This window comes from Celeribacter sp. (assembly GCF_048266405.1).
In the GTDB taxonomy this organism is placed as follows: Bacteria; Pseudomonadota; Alphaproteobacteria; order Rhodobacterales; family Rhodobacteraceae; genus Celeribacter.
Genome location: NZ_JBLWZO010000004.1, coordinates 167,153 through 185,193 on the forward strand (window position 1 = coordinate 167,153; position 18,041 = coordinate 185,193).

The following is an 18,041-nucleotide window of genomic DNA, read 5'->3' on the forward strand; positions in this document are numbered from 1 at the left end:
AACCACCGACGTCACACAGCCTGACTCGATGCGGATGGGCCATTAGCCGACGTGATACAGGCTCGCGAACAAGCGCGGATCAAGGCTTTCGGCATCAAAGGCGTCGCCTTGGGTCAGGACGGACACGGCGTCATGTGAATGCAAGCTCTCCTGGTGTGAGGCGACGACGCGGAAATCACCCACCCGAGGGTCACCTTGCAAGGCTTCACAAAACAAACGCGCGGCGTCCTCGACAAAGATCGGATTGGCGGCATTCAACTCGGCAAAGGCCTGTTCGTCCTCACGCTTCACCATCACTTGCGTCTCGGTGGACACCGCCGAGCGGGCGAGATCAATCAGATCTTCGAACCACAGGCATTTCTGGTCGGGCAGCACTTCGACCGAAATCCGCGCCACGGAGCGCTGCGAATGCGGCGTGGCCAGTTGTTGGCGTGTACGGCGAGCATGTTCCGCCAACTCCAACGAACACGGGCAGGTCGAAGAGTAGACATAATCAAGGTGCATGAATTTGCGACGCACGCCATTCTTTTCCACGAGCTCAAGCGCGATGTCGTAATACTGAAACCCCTCAAGGCCAGAACGCAACGAGGGCACTTTCACAGGAAAGGAAAACCGCATCTGGATACGGGCGTCAAAACTGTCGAGATCAGACATATAGGCATCAAGCGCGGCCTCAATCACCTCGAACGAAAACGTCTGTTCGGCGTGTTTGTAGAACGAGCGTATGATGCGGGACATGTTGATGCCCTTTTTCTCCGCCTCAAGGCTCACCGTCCCCGTCACCGAGGTTTCCAAGGTCAGATCGCCATTGTCGCGGGTATGAAAACGGATCGGCAGACGGAAATTGGAAATGCCCACATGTTGAATTTGCTGACGCGCCCCCTTGATCAGGCTCTCAGGGCCGTTCTGTAGATCGGGCAGCGTGTCGCGATAGGCCTCGTCGGCCTGAAAGTCCTCGGGATACGCGCGGCGCAGCGCCGGGTAATTGGCAAAATCATCCGCCTGCGGCAAGAGCCGCGAAATGGCAGGATCAAGCTCGGCCACTTCCGTGGGTGTGGCCTCTGCCGCCCAGTCGCGCAACGCCTGTAGAGCGGCCTTTGCGGCGTCTCGTTTGCTCTGTCTGTCCATAGTACCCGTCTGAATGGTCATGGGTAATCCCCCGCCGTTGTCACCCTCATATAGGGTGTTTGTCCCCGATCACCAAATGGATACGGCCACGGCAGGGGGGAATTCAAACCGCGTCGAGCGCGGCCACGATATCGTCGATAATATCTTGCGGATCTTCGAGGCCCATAGACAACCGCACAAGCCCATCCGTCAGACCCACTTCGGGGCGCTGTTCGACGGGGACGTTTTTATGTGTCGTTGTGCAGGGATGTGTGGCAATGGATTTGGCATCAGCGAAGTTATTGGAAATCGTAAAGACCTCCAACGCATTGAGGAATTTAAACGCCGCATCCTTGCCGCCCTTGAGATCAATGGTGATCACGGTGCCCGCCGCCTCCGATTGCGAAATCGCAAGGTCATATTGAGGATGCGATTTATGCGATGGATAGCGCACAAAGTTGAGCGCGGGGTGGTTCTCGACCGCATCACAAACAGCCATTGCCGTGCGGGCCTGTTGGCGCACGCGCAGGTCGAGCGTCTCGAGAGATTTCAGTTGAAGCCACGCATTAAACGGCGAAATCGCCCCGCCTGTGTGTTTGACATACATCTCGATGGGCCCACGGATCAATTCACGATCGCCCGCAATGATCCCGCCGAGGCTGCGCCCCTGCCCGTCCACATGTTTGGTGGTCGAGTAGATGATCAAATCTGCACCGGCCTTTTTCGCATAGGTGAAAATTGGCGTACACATGGCATTATCGACAACCACCAAGGCGCCCACGGCATGAGCCATCTCGCACACCGCTTTGAGGTCGATCACCTCAAGCGTCGGATTGGAAATACTCTCCAAGAACACCGCTTTGGTATCGGGGCGAATGGCAGCTTTCCACGCGTCGAGATCGCGCCCGTCAACCAATGTGGTCTCAACGCCAAATTTCGGCAAAATATTGGAGACAATATAGTTACACGACCCGAACAACGCCCGCGAGGACACAAGATGGTCACCTGATTGCAAAATCGCCATCAACGCGCCTGACACCGCCGCCATGCCAGAGGCCGTGGCAAAGGCATCTTCGCAGCCTTCAATTGCCGCCATCCGATCCTCGAACATCCGTGTGGTCGGGTTGCCGTAGCGCGCGTAGATAAACTCATCCTCGCCCTGATTGACGAAGCGCGCCTCTGCGGCCTCGGCGCTGTCGTAGACAAAGCCCTGCGTCAAAAAGAGCGCCTCGGACACTTCGCCATATTGGCTACGGCGGCTGCCTTGGTGGATCAGTTGTGTTTGTGGTTTCCAGTCGGTCTTGCCCATGTCTGTCGCGCCCTCGTTCCAAATAAATTCCCGTGGATCAAGAACGGTGGCCGTCTCGACCTTTTAGCGGTGTATTTTCCGTGGCCCGCAATCCGGTAACAAATCACCACGATGCGATTGGCGTACAAATACTGTGACTTTGAGTCAACATAAGCTGCGCGAGGCTGCGCTCAATAATTTAGATATCCCTCATCACGATGTCATATATGTGAGTAGATAAGTGAGGTTTTGCATTGTCATGGCGCGTCAAACTGCCCATCTTTGCCACAACCTCGAAAGGACGCCTTATGTCACAAGCCCCCATTCACCTGTTCTACTGGCCCACTCCAAACGGTTGGAAAATCTCCATCGCTCTAGAGGAGATGGGATTGCCCTATGAGACGACCTTTGTCGACATCGGAGCGGGCGACCAATTCTCTCCCGACTTCCTCAAGATTTCCCCGAACAACCGCATGCCCGCGATCATCGACCCGGATGGCCCAGATGGTGCGCCTGTGTCGATCTTTGAAAGCGGTGCAATCTTGCAATACCTTGCGCGTAAAACGGGACAGTTTTGCGGACCAACCGAGCGCGACCGCATTGCCGTCGACCAATGGTTGATGTGGCAAATGGGCGGCCTTGGCCCGATGGCGGGACAGGCGCATCACTTCCTCAAATATGCCCCCGCAATGGACCCGCCCAACGACCTGCCCTATGCCAAGGACCGTTATCGCTCTGAAACCGCACGCCTTTACGGTGTTCTGGATCGCCAACTGGCCAAACATGAATTCGTCGCAGGCGATTTCTACTCCATCGCGGATATGGCCATTTGGGGCTGGGCGTCCCTTTGGGAAGGCCAACAGCAAACCCTTGACGACAAACCCCATATGGCGCGGTGGCTCGACACCGTTGGTGCCCGCGACGCCGTGAAGCGTGGACGAGCCCTTGGCGCAGACAAACGCGGTGATATAAGCAAGGACAAGGCAGCGCAGAACACCTTGTTCAAACGCTAACGCCCCACGGTATCTCAGGCCGTTTAACAAGTTGTCCTTGGGGGGATATTGTGGATAGACGCGCCTTTATCGCGACCTCGGCAGCAGCTCTGGCAACGGGCTGCTCCGTGCCGCGCCTGTATAGCGACACCGACGGCACCGCCGCCTCCGAGGTTCAAAGACGGGTCTTTGTGGCGACCAATCGCCATGTCTCCCCCGATCCGCTGCTGCAATACGAGAGCGAGCGCACCACAAGCGTCTCCTATCTCGACTACTCCATCTCCATTCCGCCGGACCGCAAGCCAGGGGAGTTTTCGTTTCCCCGCAAACCTTTAGACGCGCAAAAACAGTTCTTTGTCACCCGCACCCAAAAGTTCGACGCGCCCGCAGAGTTCGCGCGCTCCGTCGCCCAGAACGATGATGCGGGCCTTGGCACCGTTTTGTTTGTCCACGGGTTCAACGTCTCCTATCCGGGTGCGGTATTTCGCGCGGCACAGATCGCCACTGACTTCGGGTTCAAGAACCCCGTGACCCTGTTCTCATGGCCCTCGGCGGGCAAACTGGCCCGCTACGCCTATGACCGCGACAGCGTTCTCTACGCGCGCGCTGCCCTCGCTGAGACAATCCAACTTCTGGCCCGCACGACGGGTAAGGTCACAATCCTTGCGCATTCAATGGGCGGACTTTTGACGATGGAGGCGCTCAAACGTTTGGCGCTTCAGGAGGACACAACCACGCTCAAGGCGGTCAATGGTGTGATCTTGGTGCAGCCCGACATTGATCTGGATGTCTTTGTCGAACAAATGAACGATCTGCGAGACTATCCACTCGGGGTCGCCGTTATTGGCTCGCGCCGCGATCGTGCATTGAAATTCTCGTCCGTCATCACGGGCGGCCACCCCCGTGCGGGCGACGCCTCCTCGGTCGAGGCGATCCGCAAAGCAGGCGCAGTTTTGATTGACGTAAGCGGTGCTCCGATGGGGGACGTTTTGGGGCACGACACCTTTATGTCCTCCCCCGAATTGCTCGCCATCATCAAGTCTGGTGAACTGGCCGAAATGGTTGTGGCTGGAGCCCCCGGTCAGGACATTCTGGTCGATAGTTTGGCGCTGACCAGTACGGCGGCACTGGCGATTGCCTACCTGCCCTACACGGTCACGGGCATCTAATCATGCCTCGGGCGTATCGTCCTCAGCCGTGGAATGGCGTGCCATAAGTCCCGATTGTGACATGAAAAATCCGAACATGATGATGGGCAGGCCAAAGGTCTTGAACTTGACCCACGCATCCGTGGACATGGTACGCCAGATCAATTCGTTGGCGACGGCAAGACCGAAGAACAACAGCATCATGCGCAGGGTCAACTTCATCCACCCGTCATGGTCCAAGGGCATCAATTCCCCCATGACGACGCGCAAATAGCTGCGCCCGCGCATCAGGCCAAAGGCCAGCATGCCGCCAAAGATCAGATAAATCATCGTCGGCTTCATCTTGAAAAACCGCTCGTCATTGAGCCAGATCGTCAGACCGCCAAAGACCGTCACCAACACAAGCGTCATGATCTGCATCGCCGAAAGCTTGCCCGTCAAACGCCACAGAGCAAAAGACGACAAGGCAATGAGCGGGATGAAGACAGCCGTCATCACGATGAACCCAGAATAGGTTTGGCCGCCAATGACAAAATCATGGTCCTTGAGCAGGACATAGCCCGCGAAGAACGCGATGATCGGTCCCATGTCGAGCGCGGTTTTCACCCACGGTTTGATCTGCTTCTCGCTCATATCATCCTGTCCTTTGTCATCCGCCCATTTCGACTATCACAGCACCAAGAGCGATCAAAGCCATCAAAGCAAGCCTGCGCGGCCCGACCCCTTCTCCGAGCATCAGCCAGCCGATAAGAGCGGCGAAAACGGTCGAAGTTTCGCGCAGCACTGCCGCCTCGCCCACATTGTCTAGTCGGGTCGCAAGCATCACAAACCCAAAGGAAAAATACGCAACGATGCCGCCAATCAAGCCACGCAACATCAGCGGACCGACTGCGGGCTTCTCGACAAGGGAGCGGTAGCGCACAGCGGCGACCACTGGCATCACGAGTCCGTCAATGAAGAAGAACCACGCCAGAAAGGTGAACGGGTCCGCCGTCGCACGGATGCCATAGGCATCATAGGTGGTGTAGAGCGCCACAAACCCGCCTGTCAGGACGGCGAGCATAAGAGCGGGCACCATCGTTTCGCGGCCCACGGTGATGGTGCGCAGGTTATAGATCGCAAGGCCAAATATCCCCGCAACAAGCGTGAACACCCCAAACCATTGCACCGCAGAGAAATGCTCGCCGAACACGATCCCCGCACCGATCACGGCAAAGAGCGGCCCTGTGCCGCGCACCACGGGATAGACGACCGTGTAGGCGCCTTTGGTGTAGGTGTAGCCTTGGGCAATTTTGTAGCCGAGGTGAATGACAAACATGCCCGCAAAGATGGGCCACATATGCGGCTCGGGCCACGGCACGACGAAAAGCGCAAACGGGGCGGCGATTAGTCCGTAGGAAAAATCAATCGCACCACGTGACAGCCACGGATCGTGGCGGCCCTTTTGCAGCGCCCCGAACAAAGCGTGCAGGAATGCCGCCGTGAGCGCGAGGATCATCGCAAGATGATGTCCCGCTTCGGTGCCCTCAAGGGAGATGATCCACGCGCTCATGCTATGCGTCTTTCAATGTTTTAATCGGTGTTTGGTCTGCGCCGATCAAGATGTCCCGATCTCGCCGCCCCATCGTGCTTAGGCCTCGTGTGAGGGAACGCTCCCCGACAGCATCATGTCGAAATCGACATAGGGGTTCGGGATCAACCGCCCGTCTGCGCCCTCGATAAAGTCCTGTTCAATCTCAAACGCGCCATCACGCAACAGCGCCTCTTCGAGAGACTGAACGATAAAAGGAGTGCGGTAGGACGGCAAAATACCCATTCCCCAAATACGCGCAGGACAGTCGCCACGGTTCTCGTCCACCACAAGCATGGCCGTCGCAACAACCTTATCACCATCGGTGATCACCATCTCGGAATGCAGGCAACGGTCTTCGGGCCAATCCTCGCTCGTTTGCTCGGGCCGTACGGGATAATCGAAAAACAAATCCTGCATGGCTTCGCGACGGGCAAGGGCACGGCTCCCCGTCAGCCAACTGTCGGGACCATTCGCTTTGTGCAGTTCTAACATTAAACCTCCAGACCCGTCAGGGCCGCGGCAAATTCTTCGGGATCGAACGGCGCGAGATCGTCGATCTGTTCGCCGACACCGATCGCATGGATCGGCAGGCCAAACCTATCAGCGAGGCTCACCAGAACACCGCCTTTGGCGGTGCCGTCGAGTTTCGTCATTACAAGCCCGGACACATCGGATATTTTCTGGAAGGTTTCAACCTGATTCAGCGCATTCTGACCCGTGGTCGCATCAAGCACCAGCAAGGTATTGTGCGGGGCAGTCGGATCTTTCTTCCGGATCACGCGGACGATCTTGGCCAGTTCTTCCATCAGATCGGTGCGGTTTTGCAATCGCCCTGCGGTATCGATCATCAAAAGATCGGCACCAATTTCCTGTGCCTTGGTCATCGCATCAAAAGCAAGCGAGGCGGGATCGGAGCCCTCGGGCGCTGTCAAAACAGGCACACCTGCGCGCTCGCCCCACACCTGCAACTGCTCAACAGCAGCGGCGCGGAACGTGTCCCCTGCGGCGATCACGACGGATTTTCCTGCGGCTTTGAACTGACTGGCCAGCTTGCCAATGGTCGTGGTCTTTCCCGACCCGTTCACCCCCACCACAAGCACCACTTGCGGCGTTTGCGGGTACAGCGGCATCGGTTTCGCAACGGGCTCCATGATGCGGGCAATTTCTTGGGCCATCAGGCGTTTAATCTCTTCAACCGAGAGCTTTTTGCCAAAGCGCCCTTCGGCCATCGCCGCAGTAACCCGCAGCGAGGTATCCACACCCATATCGGTGGAAATCAGCAACTCTTCGAGCTGCTCCAACATGTCGTCATCAAGGGCGCGACGGACAACCGTCTTGGTCTCCTTGCGTCCCATAAGACGCCCCAAAAATCCCTTTTTCACAGGGGTCTCAACGGGCGACGGCGCAACAGTGGCCTCTACAATCTCTTCAAGCGCATCAGACACGGGGGCATCCTCAATCGGAGCCTCCTCGATTTGAGGTGCAGGCGCATCGACAACAGGTGCGTCGGGCGCAGGGCTTGGCACGATCTCGGGGTCAACCTGCGGCGCGATTTCCGGTTCGGGCGCAGGCTCTTCCACGGGGGGCGCGACGGGCGTCTCAACCGGCGGTTCTACTGGCTCTTCGGCGGGTATCTCAACTGGCGCTTCGACGGGGGGCTCCTGAGGAACCTCAATCGGGGCCTCTACGGGAGCCGCCTCAGGCGCGCTACCGACAACCTCCTCGACATAGGCCTCCTCCGCGCCACTATCGACGCCGCCATCTGCCACGATGGCTTCCAACCCTTCGTCGATCTTTGACGAGGATTTGAACAAGCGTTTCTTGAGTTTTCCAAATAGCGACATGAGGCCTCCGTTCCACGCTCACTTAATCCTTCTTGGCCTGCGAGAAAAGCCCCGCACCTCAAAGAAAGGCAAAAAGGATTAACCCCTGCCCACCGACATAAAACACCCAAAGGACGTAACTGGCCAGACGGGATCGCGGGCTTCCCTCTTTCAGATGAAACATACGGATCGCCAGAATCAAATCGGACAGCAAAAAGAGCACGGCCCCGAGCGCGGCGACACGCAACCCTACGGGCAGTGACACTGCCGCAGCGGTCATCAAGCAAATGATAACGGCATAGGCCCGCGCGGGCCATGTCAACGGATCGCGTTTGGGGATGACTTTGAGAATGGCCAGAAATCCCGCTCCCGCCAAGACAATGATCGGTGCGAATTGCCACTGCAAAACCCGCGGCGCGAACACTGCAAGGTAGCCCAAATGCGCTATGGCAAAAGCCACAAGCCCCACCAAAAACGCCCGTTGCCCATCGCGCGACAGAGCAACGTCGCCCACAGCGGACAACACAAGCGCCACGACGAGCAAAACGGGAGCACCACTCAAAGCCGCAATGGCGGCGAAGGCCAATAATGGCGTGGCTTTAATAACTGTGCGCCGCGTGCTTGTGGGGGCTTCCGTGAGCCAAAGATAGGCAATCGCCGCGATGCCCGCCACGATCCCCAGCCCCGTCGACACGCCACCACTCGCAAAGACCCGTTCCACATCAGCCCCCATGGCTATCCCCCTTTGCGTCCCAAATGCCGCACGCTATAGTCGCCGCAAATCGCAAGGGCTTACAAGTGCTATGAAAACTCCCCACACTATCCGCTATTTTTCAATTGCCGCTCTGACCCCTGTGGGCCTCTTGGCCCTTGCCTCGATCTTTGGCGGCATTTGGTCGATCGCGGCCCTCGCCTACATCACCGTATTGGCCTTTTCGTTGGATCAACTGGTGGCCTTTGCACGCAGCCCCGAAAACCCGCAGGCCGAATTCCCAGACGCCAATGCGCTCTCGGTCGTCCTCGCACTCTCGCATTTCGCGCTTTTGCCACTCGCCGTTTGGGCGCTGTCCAACGGGCAGAATGTCTGGTGGGAACGTCTGTGCATCTTTTTTGCGCATGGTCTGTTCTTTGGCCAAGTGTCCAATTCCAATGCTCACGAAATGGTCCACCGCGCCGATGCAACCCTGCGCCGTCTGGGCACATGGGTCTATATTTCACTGCTGCTCGGCCATCACGCCACGGCCCACGTCAAAGTCCACCACGTCCATGCCGCGACCGCGCATGACCCCAACTCTGCCCCGCTTGGCATGAGCTACTACCGATTTTTACCGCGCGCATGGATCGGCTCGTTCAAAGCGGGGCTGGCCGCCGAAAACGCCATGCGCCGCAAAGCAAGCAAGTCAGGCGAGCTGCACCCTTACGTGCTTTACGTCGGCGGCGGATTGGCCTGTCTGATCTTGGCTTACGTCATTGGCGCATGGGAAGGCGTATTCAAATATGTGCTGCTTGCAGGGTATTCCTCCGCACAACTGATGCTGTCGGACTATGTGCAACACTACGGGCTACGGCGGCGCGAGATCGCGAAGGGCGTATTTGAACCTGTCGGCCCGCTGCATTCGTGGAATGCGCCGCACTGGTTTACCTCGTTCATGATGCTCAACGCCCCGCGCCACTCGGATCACCACTCCCATCCGATGAAACCCTACCCCGCGCTTGAGATCACTGACGAGATGGCGCAATTGCCACGCTCTTTGCCCGCAATGGCCACGCTCGCACTCATCCCAACGCTCTGGCGGCGCGTCATGGACCCGCGCGTGGCCCGGATCGTCGCGCGGCAAACCGCCGACAGAAACGCACAATAAGCCCCGCTCGGGATTGTGAATTCACGCACGCTGCATCCTGTGGCATAGTCTGGACATGTTCAAAACCATCGCCCTCATCCTCGCCGCGCTTACCGCTCTGCCCGCCTTTGCAGGCGAGCCGCTCACGGCACAAGAGTTTGACGCCTACACCCAAGGCAAAACCCTCACCTACGCGGATCAGGGCACGCCTTACGGCATCGAAGAATACTACCCCGACAATCAGGTCAAATGGGCCTTTGACAATGGCGAATGCCTTGACGGGATTTGGTATCAAGAAGACCAGAACATCTGTTTTCTCTATGAAGACGGGAGGACGCCGCAGTGTTGGCAGTTCTTTCTCGAAGACAACAAACTGCGCGCCGTATTTGTCGGGGACAGTGGCACGGAGCTTTATGAAGCATGGACGTCGGATCGCCCGCTGCAATGCACAGGCCCGCAGATCGGAGTTTGAGCGCCGCGCTTAAAACAGGCTGCCTTGGTCGGAGCTGTCAGGTTTTGACGTCTTCGCTTTAGGCTTGGGCTTGGGTTTGGCAGGAGCCGCAACAGGCGCACCGCCCCCGATCGCCACACGCCCGTCCGCGAACTGCACTTCGGCCATGCGGTCGGCGTCCTTGGTGGATTTGATCAACTCGCCCGCACTGTCGAACACAAGCGCAAAGCCCCGCGCCATTGTGGCCTTATGTGACAAGGCCTCCAACATCGCGCCGCGCCGCTCAAGCGTGTTGCGCCAAGCGTCGAGGTTGCTTTTGCCCGCCCGCTCAAACCGTCGCGACAGGCTATCAAGCCGATCCGTTTGACGGTCGAGCCGTCCGCGCAGGGTTGCGGGCTGCAACCTTCCAGACAGGCGCGACAGGTCCAACACACGTTTATGGACCCCGTTTTTAAGCGCTTGGCCCAGACGCACATCAGCCTGATCGACACGCTGACGCGGCCCGTCCAAGAGATGCGTGATCTTTGGCATGGCGCGGGACATATCGGACAGACGTTGCCGCCGCCGCTCAAGCCCGCCCATAAGTGAGCGCTCATTACGTGCGCCCATTTCTTGCAGCGTCACCCACAACTCTCGACGCACAGGCACGGCCATTTCGGCAGCAGCAGTCGGAGTCGGCGCACGCTTGTCGGAAGCGTAGTCGATCAGCGTTGTGTCCGTCTCATGCCCCACCGCGGAAATCAGCGGAATATCGGAGGCTGCGGCTGCCCGCGCCACGATCTCCTCGTTGAAGCCCCAAAGATCCTCGGTCGATCCACCGCCACGTGCCACGATAATCAGATCGGGACGCGGGATTGCCGCGCCTACGGGCAGTTCATTAAAGCCTTTGATCCCTGCTGCCACTTCGGCAGCGCAGTTCTGCCCCTGCACAGCCACAGGCCACAACAGGACATGACGTGGAAAACGGTCGCGCAGACGGTGCAAAATGTCACGGATCACCGCGCCTGAGGGCGATGTGACCACGCCGATCACCTCGGGCAGATAAGGAATGGGACGTTTGCGGTCAGGGTCGAACAGGCCTTCAGCGGCAAGGGCTTTCTTGCGCTTTTCAAGCATCGCCATCAACGCGCCTTCGCCCGCGACCTCGACCTCGTCTACATTGAGGTTGTATTTCGACTGCGGACCGAAGGTGGACAACCGCCCCGTGACGATGACCTCCATCCCCTCCTCGGGAATGACCGACAGCCGCGCCGCCTGCCCCTTCCACGTGTTGCAGGCGATGACATCCTTGTCGTCTTTGAGGTCATAATACAGATGCCCCGACCGCGCGTGCATCACGCGACCAATCTCACCACGCACCCGCACCCGCCCGAATGCGCCCTCAAGCGTTTTCTTGATCGAGCCGCTGAGTTCCGAGACCGAAAATTCGGGCGCGTTGGAGCGGTTGTCGGCGGGATCGTCTTCGAAGATATCGGACATGGGCGTTTCTTTTTGGCTCAAGCTTGTGTCGCGTTGGAAGTAACCTTAGAACGCGGGCAACCAAAGGTGAAGCGGAGAGACCCCATGAACATTCTCATTCTCGGATCAGGCGGACGCGAGCACAGTCTGGCATGGGCCGTGCTCCAAAACCCCAAGTGCGACAAGCTGATCGTCGCGCCGGGCAATGCAGGCATCGCAAAAATCGCCGAATGCGCCACCTTTGACATCAATGACGGCGGGGCCGTGGTTGAATTTGTCACCGAAAATGCGATTGAATTCGTCATCATTGGCCCCGAAGCCCCCTTGGCCGCAGGTGTCGCTGATGCGCTGCGCGAGATCGGGGTGCTGACCTTTGGTCCCTCCAAAGCCGCAGCCCAACTGGAAGCCTCCAAGAGTTTCACCAAAGACATTTGTGACGCCTCAGGCGCACCGACTGCGGGCTATGCGCATTTCACCGATGCCGAAAAAGCCAAAGCCTACATCCGCTCTGAAGGCGCGCCCATTGTGGTCAAAGCCGACGGTCTGGCCGCAGGCAAGGGCGTGATCGTGGCAATGGACGAACAAACCGCGCTCGACGCCATTGACGACATGTTTGGCGGCGAGTTTGGCGCAGCGGGCGCTGAGGTGGTCATCGAGGAGTTTATGGACGGCGAAGAGGCCTCGTGGTTCATCCTGTGCGACGGCGAGAACGTCCTGCCCGTTGGCACAGCCCAAGACCACAAACGCGTCGGCGACGGCGACACAGGGCTGAACACTGGCGGTATGGGCGCCTATTCCCCTGCGCCCGTGATGACCGAATCCGTTATTGAAAAGGCGATGAATGAGATCATCAAACCCACCGTGGCCGAAATGGCCAAGCGCGGGATGCCTTACCAAGGCGTGCTTTATGCGGGTTTTATGATCAAAGACGGCCAACCCCGCCTTGTGGAATACAACTGTCGCTTTGGCGATCCGGAGTGTCAGGTGCTGATGATGCGTCTTGGCGCGCAGGCGCTTGACCTGATGCTCGCCACAGCAGACGGCACGCTCGACACCGCTCGCGTCAATTGGGCCGACGATCACGCTCTCACCGTCGTCATGGCCGCCAACGGCTATCCGGGCACCTATGAAAAAGGCACCGAGATCCGTGGTCTGGACGCGCTGCCCGAAGACAGTTCCAACATGGTCTTTCATGCGGGCACGGCCAAAAAAGACGGCGTTCTGGTCGCCAACGGTGGTCGCGTGTTGAACGTGACGGCCCGTGGCGCAACACTCCAAGAAGCCCGTGATCGCGCCTATGCAATGATCGACAAAGTCGACTGGCCCGAAGGCTTCAACCGTAGTGATATCGGGTGGCGCGCGCTTTAAGACGCCTCTCCAACCATAGACCCAACACAAAAACGCGCCCCACAATCAAACTTGGGGGCGCGTTTCTTTGGATCGACGTTAGAGCAATATTAACCCTAACGAGCGATAAAACAGGAGCGAAACGCACCAACGGCTCGAACGGCCAACGGATTGGACCACCTCACCGTGGTCTAGAGGGTGCAAAGCTCCATATGCTGTCGCGACAGAATAAAGGCGTGCTCGAACGGCACGCCTTTTCTTTTTGGGGTACAAGTAGCTGGGACAAAGCCCTAAGACCCTGCCCTCGCAGGTGTGCTTAGTCGTTCGGCGTTTTTAAAGGTTTATTGGGTTTTTAAATCCGGCGATGTGGGGGCAACACCCTAAGGCCCTGCCCTCGCAAGTGTGCTCGGGCGTTCGGCGCTTTTAAAGGTCTACTAGACCTTTAAATCCCGCGATGCGGGACCGCGCCTCACCCCATTCTTTCACTGGCATAGCCACCCGGCGACGCGGGGAACACGACGGTTTTATTGCCGTTAATAAATACGCGGTGGTGGATATGCGCATGGATCGCACGGGCAAAGACTTGCGCCTCGACATCACGTCCAAGCGACACATAGTCCTCGGGACTTTGTGCATGGGTGACACGCACCGTGTCCTGCTCGATAATCGGGCCTTCATCCAGATCAGCGGTCACGTAGTGCGCGGTCGCCCCGATCAGCTTCACACCCCGCTCAAACGCCTGCTTGTAAGGGTTAGCCCCCTTAAATGACGGCAGGAACGAGTGGTGGATGTTGATGATACGTCCGCTCATACGCTGACACATATCATCGCTCAGGATCTGCATATAGCGGGCCAGAACGATCAATTCCGCGCCTGCGTCCTCAACCAGTTGCATGATTTGCGCTTCGGCCTCGGCTTTGTTTTCCTTTGTCACCTTGATGTGGTGAAACGGAATATCATGGTTCACGACGACCTTTTGGTAGTCCATGTGGTTGGAAATCACTGCGACAATCTCAATCGGCAAAGCGCCGATACGCACGCGATACAGCAGGTCATTGAGACAATGCCCGAAGCGCGACACCATAACCACGACCTTCATCTTTTTGCTCTCGTCATGCACCGCCCATTGCATGTTGAGCCGCTCTGCCACGGGGGCGAAACCTTCGATGATCTGACTTTGATCAAGACCCTGCTCGGAGACAAAGCTCACGCGCATAAAGAACTGTTTGGTTTCAGGATCATCGTATTGCGCGGAATCGGTGATGTTACAGCCAAGCTCAGCCAGTTGGCCCGAAATGGCGGCAACGATTCCACGTTGAGACTGACAGGTAACGGTAAGAACATGGCTGCTCATGGGCGTGCTCCGTTTGGGCGAGTTATAGTAGGTGTGCTGCGCGTTTTGCCATGTGGCGCACCGTTTGACAGCCCCAAAACGACGCGAAAGCATCGCTTGCGCCAGATCGACGTGACCAAAAGTTTCCGAAAGGCGTCACGGGCACCGCATATAGGGGACAAAACTCTCAGGGCCATCATAGGGCGCCACAGGGATCGAGATCAGCTCCCCATGCACCACGCGCGTCTCCATGATCTGTGACCAATCGCCATTGGCGGTCAACACAACACCCGCCTCGCCCGTACATGTCCGCACACCGCCCTCGATCACCGCACTTCCAAAATGGTGGTTGGTCAAACCACGCGTCCGCGCAACTTCGGTCAATCTGGTCTTGGGGGCGGACATGTCGACAGTGAGAACCACCAATTCTTTGGCCAGATGCGGACGATCAATATAGGCAATCTCGTCAAGGCCATCACCGTCGAAATCGGCGATACCCGCGATAGCCAGCCAACGGTTGCGTCTGCCGATAGGCACACTGCCCCCTGCGGCGCTCAACAGACCATCAACTGCTTTGATCAGTTGAATATGTGCGCCACCCGTTGTGTTAGACAGAACCGTGACCACTTCGGGCGCACCATCACCGTCAAAATCATGCAAGCGCGGGGTTGTATCTTCGAATACCGCATTGCCCCATCGGATCGTGCGGCGCTCCCCATCCGAGAACATGACCTCAAGGGCGGCATATTCGCCATTTGCCACAGCGCCATGACCATAAGAATCGGTTGGCTCGACGTAGCGGGCCGAGGTGATAACTGGCTGGGTGGTTTGCGCCAACGCGGGCGCCGCGACAATGGCGAGCGCTGCGACCAGTGCCTTCATCAAATCTGCTTTTCGGGCATATTCACGACGAGACCGTCGATGTCATCCGTCACTTTGATCTGACAGGTCAGACGCGAGCGCACAGGATCAGGTTGATAAGCAAAATCAAGCATATCCTCCTCCATCGCGTCCTTTGCTGTCAGCTTTTCCACCCACTCGGGAGCGACATAGACGTGACAGGTCGAACAGGCACAAGCGCCGCCACAATCGGCATCAATTCCCGGAATGCCGTTATCACGGGCCCCTTCCATGACGGTGCGGCCATTAGGGACATCTACGACATGCTCGGTGCCATTAAACTCGACATAAGTGATTTTCGCCATTTTTTGTCCCTTTGTTGATCTGTCATTCGGGCCATGATGTACCTCGCTTACAGCACGATGAAAAGAGGGCGAACAGGCCCGTGCACGCGCTCACGCAGTCTTGAGAGGCAACGGGATGGTTGTGGACAGGGCTGTGGGTCTGTTGACGACCGTCACGCAGGCAAACTCGCAAGTGCTTGGAGCGGGTCCAAATCCGCGTTACAGTCGCCCCAAAGAGCCGCGATCAAAGCGCGGACAGGTGAGACGAGCGAGCAATGACAATCCATACCGTACCCACGACAGGGTCCATCCCCCGCGCATCCAATCGCAGCCGAGCGATCCTTTGGGGCCTCGCAACCTGCGTGGCGCTAAGTGCATGCCAAGGGACATCGCCCGACACCGGCACGCAAGTGTTGCGCGCTCGCGACGCTCAAACCGCCCCGCCTGGCGCTGATCCCGATAGCTGTTATGCCCGCACCGTCACGCCCGCAATCATTGAGACCGTGACAGAACAAGTCTTGGTGCAACCGCCGCAAATCGGATCTGATGGCTCCGTCACCTATCCCGCCGTCTACCGCACCGAAACCCGCCAGAACATCGTGCGCGAACGCAAAGAGCTTTGGTTCGAGACCCTGTGTGACGAAGAACTGACAGCCGAGTTCATCGCCTCTGTGCAGCGGGCATTGGCCGCGCGTGAGTTCTACATCGGTCCCACGACGGGACACATGGACCGCGCCACACGCGCAGCCATCCGCGCCTACCAAAAGGACCAAGGCGTCGACAGTGACGTTCTCTCCCTCGCGGCAGCTCGAAAACTGGGGCTCATAGCCGTCGAACGCAGCCAGTAACAACTGGGGCCACTCCCGTCTCGATACAAAAAGGCGGCCCACACGGGGCCGCCCTTCTCATTTCACTGGTGGTGAAAATAGGGTTAGTTCACACCGATGGCCACAAAACGCGGCTCGCCGGAGCGACGTACCAAGAGCAGAACCGTGTTGCGACCTGCATCTCGCGCAGCTTCGATACGGGCCTCGAGATCAGCCACGGTTGTGACTTTCTCTTGTCCTGCCTCGGTGATGACATCACCCGCACGCAGACCTTTCTCAAAGGCTTCGGTGGTCTCGTCCACCTCAAGCACGGCCAATCCGTTTGCCCCCGCAGGTACACCAAGCTGCTCGCGCAACTCATCGTTCAGCGGTTGCAAGGTCAGCCCCATCAACTCCACCGATTTAGGAGCAACGGGTGAGCCGCCATCTTGCGGCATGGAGGTGTTTTCGGCATCTTCGCGGCGGCCAAGCGTGACCATCAGCGTTTTAGTTTTGCCATCGCGGAACACCGTCACGCGCACCGCTTTACCCACTTCGGTGTCGCCAACAGTCCGCACAAGCGCATCTGGATCTTCGATCTCTTTATTATCGAAAGAGACGATCACATCACCGCTTTGCAAGCCAGCCTCTTTGGATGGCCCCTCAGGCACATCAGTGACCAACGCGCCTTTGGCAGCGGCGAGGCCCATCGCCTCGGCAACATCGTCAGAGACATTCTGGATACGCACACCAAGCCAGCCCCGACGGGTCTCACCAAACTCGCGAAGCTGGTCGACCACTTTGGACACCACATTGGAAGCCATCGAGAAACCGATCCCGATGGAACCACCGTTGGGAGACAGAATCGCCGTGTTCACACCGATCACTTCGCCATCCATGTTGAACAATGGGCCACCCGAGTTGCCGCGGTTAATAGCGGCGTCGGTCTGGATGAAATCATCATAGATACCTGACAAGGCACGACCGCGCTGCGAGATGATCCCTGCGGAAACGGAAAAGCCCTGACCAAGCGGGTTGCCCATTGCCATGACCCAATCGCCGACACGCGCGACGTCGCTGTCACCAAAGGACACGAATTTCAACGGCTCATCACTTTCCACTTTAAGGAGCGCAATATCCGTTTTGGGGTCGGTGCCAACCAGTTTGGCGGGCAAGGTGAATTTTTCAAAGAACTCGATTTCAATCTCGTCAGCCCCTTCGATCACGTGATTGTTCGTGACGATGTAGCCATCTTCGGAAATCACGAACCCTGAACCAAGCGCTTGCGATTTACGCGGGCGTTGAGGTTGCCCGAAGCCTTGTCCATTGCGGTTCATGAACTCTTCAAAGAAGTCTTGAAACGGCGAGCCTTCGGGGACAATCGGGGTCAGGTCTGTAGAGGTTTTAACCACCGTTGTTGTGGTGATATTTACAACGGCAGGGCTAAATCGTTCGGCCAGGTCCGCAAAGCTCTCTGGTGCTCCGCGCGCATCGGCCGCAACGGCCTGAAGCAAGAGCGCAAAGGCGCCGATCAGGGTCACGGCAAGTGTTCGCAAAGACAGCGTGGCACGGTGTGACCTTGTAGTGAGGGGTGAAAGGACGATTGACGTCGTCATCGGTGAAGTTCCTCCTTCTGTGCGAGCACCTTTTTAGACCGATGTTCGCTAATAACTAGCTACTGGCGTAAAGA

General features: G+C 57.8%; 18 protein-coding genes and 1 riboswitch. Of the genes, 6 read left to right on the forward strand and 12 right to left on the reverse strand.

All coding sequences use genetic code 11. The features are described 5' to 3' along the window. Nucleotides 1-42: 42 nt before the first annotated feature. Nucleotides 43-1,149 carry a GTP cyclohydrolase FolE2 gene (gene folE2 / locus ACN0TS_RS10205; protein WP_417259249.1) on the reverse strand — a complete coding sequence of 369 codons (1,107 nt, stop codon included), beginning with the start codon at nt 1,147-1,149 and terminating at the stop codon, nt 43-45. Between the two features lie 82 nt (nt 1,150-1,231). Beyond that, on the reverse strand, nt 1,232-2,416 hold the full coding sequence (gene metZ, locus ACN0TS_RS10210) for an O-succinylhomoserine sulfhydrylase (protein WP_417259250.1): 1,185 nt from the start codon (nt 2,414-2,416) through the stop codon (nt 1,232-1,234). Between the two features lie 43 nt (nt 2,417-2,459). Continuing rightward, nucleotides 2,460-2,536: riboswitch (SAM riboswitch) on the reverse strand. Between the two features lie 167 nt (nt 2,537-2,703). On the opposite strand from metZ, the gene ACN0TS_RS10215 reads away from it, so the two are divergent. Then, nucleotides 2,704-3,408 carry a glutathione S-transferase N-terminal domain-containing protein gene (locus ACN0TS_RS10215; RefSeq protein WP_417259251.1) on the forward strand — a complete coding sequence of 235 codons (705 nt, stop codon included), beginning with the start codon at nt 2,704-2,706 and terminating at the stop codon, nt 3,406-3,408. Between the two features lie 50 nt (nt 3,409-3,458). Further along, a complete protein-coding gene (locus ACN0TS_RS10220) occupies nt 3,459-4,556 on the forward strand; it encodes an alpha/beta hydrolase (RefSeq protein ID WP_417259252.1) in 1,098 nt (365 codons plus the stop codon). Here the strand turns inward: ACN0TS_RS10220 and ACN0TS_RS10225 are convergent, their stop codons facing one another. From ACN0TS_RS10225 to ACN0TS_RS10245, 5 genes are all read right to left on the reverse strand, one after another. After that, on the reverse strand, nt 4,557-5,168 hold the full coding sequence (locus ACN0TS_RS10225; protein ID WP_417259253.1) for an inner membrane-spanning protein YciB: 612 nt from the start codon (nt 5,166-5,168) through the stop codon (nt 4,557-4,559). A gap of 16 nt (nt 5,169-5,184) precedes the next feature. Then, nucleotides 5,185-6,087, reverse strand: coding sequence for an EamA family transporter (locus ACN0TS_RS10230; RefSeq protein WP_417259254.1), 903 nt, complete (start codon nt 6,085-6,087; stop codon nt 5,185-5,187). 78 nt (nt 6,088-6,165) lie between these two features. Further along, entirely contained in the window at nt 6,166-6,600 is a 435-nt protein-coding gene (locus ACN0TS_RS10235; RefSeq protein WP_417259255.1) for a hypothetical protein, read from the reverse strand. Then, nucleotides 6,600-7,952, reverse strand: coding sequence for a signal recognition particle-docking protein FtsY (gene ftsY / locus ACN0TS_RS10240; RefSeq protein WP_417259256.1), 1,353 nt, complete (start codon nt 7,950-7,952; stop codon nt 6,600-6,602). The genes ACN0TS_RS10235 and ftsY overlap by 1 nt, the downstream gene beginning before the upstream one ends. A 58-nt stretch (nt 7,953-8,010) precedes the next feature. Beyond that, on the reverse strand, nt 8,011-8,664 hold the full coding sequence (locus ACN0TS_RS10245) for a lysoplasmalogenase (protein WP_417259257.1): 654 nt from the start codon (nt 8,662-8,664) through the stop codon (nt 8,011-8,013). 70 nt (nt 8,665-8,734) lie between these two features. Here ACN0TS_RS10245 and ACN0TS_RS10250 point away from each other — a divergent pair, with 70 nt between their 5' ends. Together ACN0TS_RS10250 and ACN0TS_RS10255 are read left to right on the forward strand one after the other, a co-directional pair. Then, the gene (locus ACN0TS_RS10250; protein WP_417259258.1) at nt 8,735-9,793 is read left to right on the forward strand and encodes an alkane 1-monooxygenase; all 1,059 of its coding nucleotides are present in this window, start codon (nt 8,735-8,737) and stop codon (nt 9,791-9,793) included. A gap of 55 nt (nt 9,794-9,848) precedes the next feature. Further along, nucleotides 9,849-10,244, forward strand: coding sequence for a hypothetical protein (locus tag ACN0TS_RS10255; protein ID WP_417259259.1), 396 nt, complete (start codon nt 9,849-9,851; stop codon nt 10,242-10,244). A gap of 9 nt (nt 10,245-10,253) precedes the next feature. Here the strand turns inward: ACN0TS_RS10255 and xseA are convergent, their stop codons facing one another. Further along, on the reverse strand, nt 10,254-11,702 hold the full coding sequence (gene xseA / locus ACN0TS_RS10260) for an exodeoxyribonuclease VII large subunit (RefSeq protein ID WP_417259260.1): 1,449 nt from the start codon (nt 11,700-11,702) through the stop codon (nt 10,254-10,256). Nucleotides 11,703-11,786: 84 nt separating this feature from the next. Between xseA and purD the strand changes: the two genes are divergently transcribed. Then, the gene (gene purD / locus ACN0TS_RS10265; RefSeq protein WP_417259261.1) at nt 11,787-13,049 is read left to right on the forward strand and encodes a phosphoribosylamine--glycine ligase; all 1,263 of its coding nucleotides are present in this window, start codon (nt 11,787-11,789) and stop codon (nt 13,047-13,049) included. Nucleotides 13,050-13,497: 448 nt separating this feature from the next. Here the strand turns inward: purD and purU are convergent, their stop codons facing one another. The 3 genes from purU to ACN0TS_RS10280 form a co-directional block, all read right to left on the reverse strand. Further along, nucleotides 13,498-14,382, reverse strand: a complete 885-nt coding sequence (gene purU, locus ACN0TS_RS10270; protein ID WP_417259262.1) for a formyltetrahydrofolate deformylase — start codon at nt 14,380-14,382, stop codon at nt 13,498-13,500. 135 nt (nt 14,383-14,517) lie between these two features. Beyond that, on the reverse strand, nt 14,518-15,243 hold the full coding sequence (locus tag ACN0TS_RS10275) for an FG-GAP repeat domain-containing protein (protein ID WP_417259263.1): 726 nt from the start codon (nt 15,241-15,243) through the stop codon (nt 14,518-14,520). Next, nucleotides 15,243-15,566, reverse strand: coding sequence for a 2Fe-2S iron-sulfur cluster-binding protein (locus ACN0TS_RS10280; protein ID WP_417259264.1), 324 nt, complete (start codon nt 15,564-15,566; stop codon nt 15,243-15,245). The genes ACN0TS_RS10275 and ACN0TS_RS10280 overlap by 1 nt, the downstream gene beginning before the upstream one ends. Nucleotides 15,567-15,820: 254 nt before the next feature. Between ACN0TS_RS10280 and ACN0TS_RS10285 the strand changes: the two genes are divergently transcribed. After that, nucleotides 15,821-16,393, forward strand: coding sequence for a peptidoglycan-binding domain-containing protein (locus ACN0TS_RS10285; protein WP_417259265.1), 573 nt, complete (start codon nt 15,821-15,823; stop codon nt 16,391-16,393). A gap of 83 nt (nt 16,394-16,476) precedes the next feature. Here the strand turns inward: ACN0TS_RS10285 and ACN0TS_RS10290 are convergent, their stop codons facing one another. Next, complete coding sequence (locus ACN0TS_RS10290; RefSeq protein ID WP_417259266.1) at nt 16,477-17,967, reverse strand: Do family serine endopeptidase; 1,491 nt, start codon at nt 17,965-17,967, stop codon at nt 16,477-16,479. Nucleotides 17,968-18,041: the final 74 nt, after the last annotated feature.

What these genes read in the sequence shown, in the direction of transcription:
- ACN0TS_RS10275 (WP_417259263.1), bottom strand. Translation starts at nt 15,243, where the DNA reads ATGAAGGCACTGGTCGCAGCGCTCGCCATTGTCGCGGCGCCCGCGTTG.
- ACN0TS_RS10215 (WP_417259251.1), top strand. Translation starts at nt 2,704, where the DNA reads ATGTCACAAGCCCCCATTCACCTGTTCTACTGGCCCACTCCAAACGGT.
- ACN0TS_RS10250 (WP_417259258.1), top strand. Translation starts at nt 8,735, where the DNA reads ATGAAAACTCCCCACACTATCCGCTATTTTTCAATTGCCGCTCTGACC.
- ACN0TS_RS10290 (WP_417259266.1), bottom strand. Translation starts at nt 17,967, where the DNA reads ATGACGACGTCAATCGTCCTTTCACCCCTCACTACAAGGTCACACCGT.
- xseA (WP_417259260.1), bottom strand. Translation starts at nt 11,702, where the DNA reads ATGTCCGATATCTTCGAAGACGATCCCGCCGACAACCGCTCCAACGCG.
- purD (WP_417259261.1), top strand. Translation starts at nt 11,787, where the DNA reads ATGAACATTCTCATTCTCGGATCAGGCGGACGCGAGCACAGTCTGGCA.
- ACN0TS_RS10285 (WP_417259265.1), top strand. Translation starts at nt 15,821, where the DNA reads ATGACAATCCATACCGTACCCACGACAGGGTCCATCCCCCGCGCATCC.
- ACN0TS_RS10280 (WP_417259264.1), bottom strand. Translation starts at nt 15,566, where the DNA reads ATGGCGAAAATCACTTATGTCGAGTTTAATGGCACCGAGCATGTCGTA.
- ACN0TS_RS10255 (WP_417259259.1), top strand. Translation starts at nt 9,849, where the DNA reads ATGTTCAAAACCATCGCCCTCATCCTCGCCGCGCTTACCGCTCTGCCC.
- ACN0TS_RS10245 (WP_417259257.1), bottom strand. Translation starts at nt 8,664, where the DNA reads ATGGGGGCTGATGTGGAACGGGTCTTTGCGAGTGGTGGCGTGTCGACG.
- purU (WP_417259262.1), bottom strand. Translation starts at nt 14,382, where the DNA reads ATGAGCAGCCATGTTCTTACCGTTACCTGTCAGTCTCAACGTGGAATC.
- ACN0TS_RS10225 (WP_417259253.1), bottom strand. Translation starts at nt 5,168, where the DNA reads ATGAGCGAGAAGCAGATCAAACCGTGGGTGAAAACCGCGCTCGACATG.
- ACN0TS_RS10230 (WP_417259254.1), bottom strand. Translation starts at nt 6,087, where the DNA reads ATGAGCGCGTGGATCATCTCCCTTGAGGGCACCGAAGCGGGACATCAT.
- metZ (WP_417259250.1), bottom strand. Translation starts at nt 2,416, where the DNA reads ATGGGCAAGACCGACTGGAAACCACAAACACAACTGATCCACCAAGGC.
- ftsY (WP_417259256.1), bottom strand. Translation starts at nt 7,952, where the DNA reads ATGTCGCTATTTGGAAAACTCAAGAAACGCTTGTTCAAATCCTCGTCA.
- folE2 (WP_417259249.1), bottom strand. Translation starts at nt 1,149, where the DNA reads ATGACCATTCAGACGGGTACTATGGACAGACAGAGCAAACGAGACGCC.
- ACN0TS_RS10235 (WP_417259255.1), bottom strand. Translation starts at nt 6,600, where the DNA reads ATGTTAGAACTGCACAAAGCGAATGGTCCCGACAGTTGGCTGACGGGG.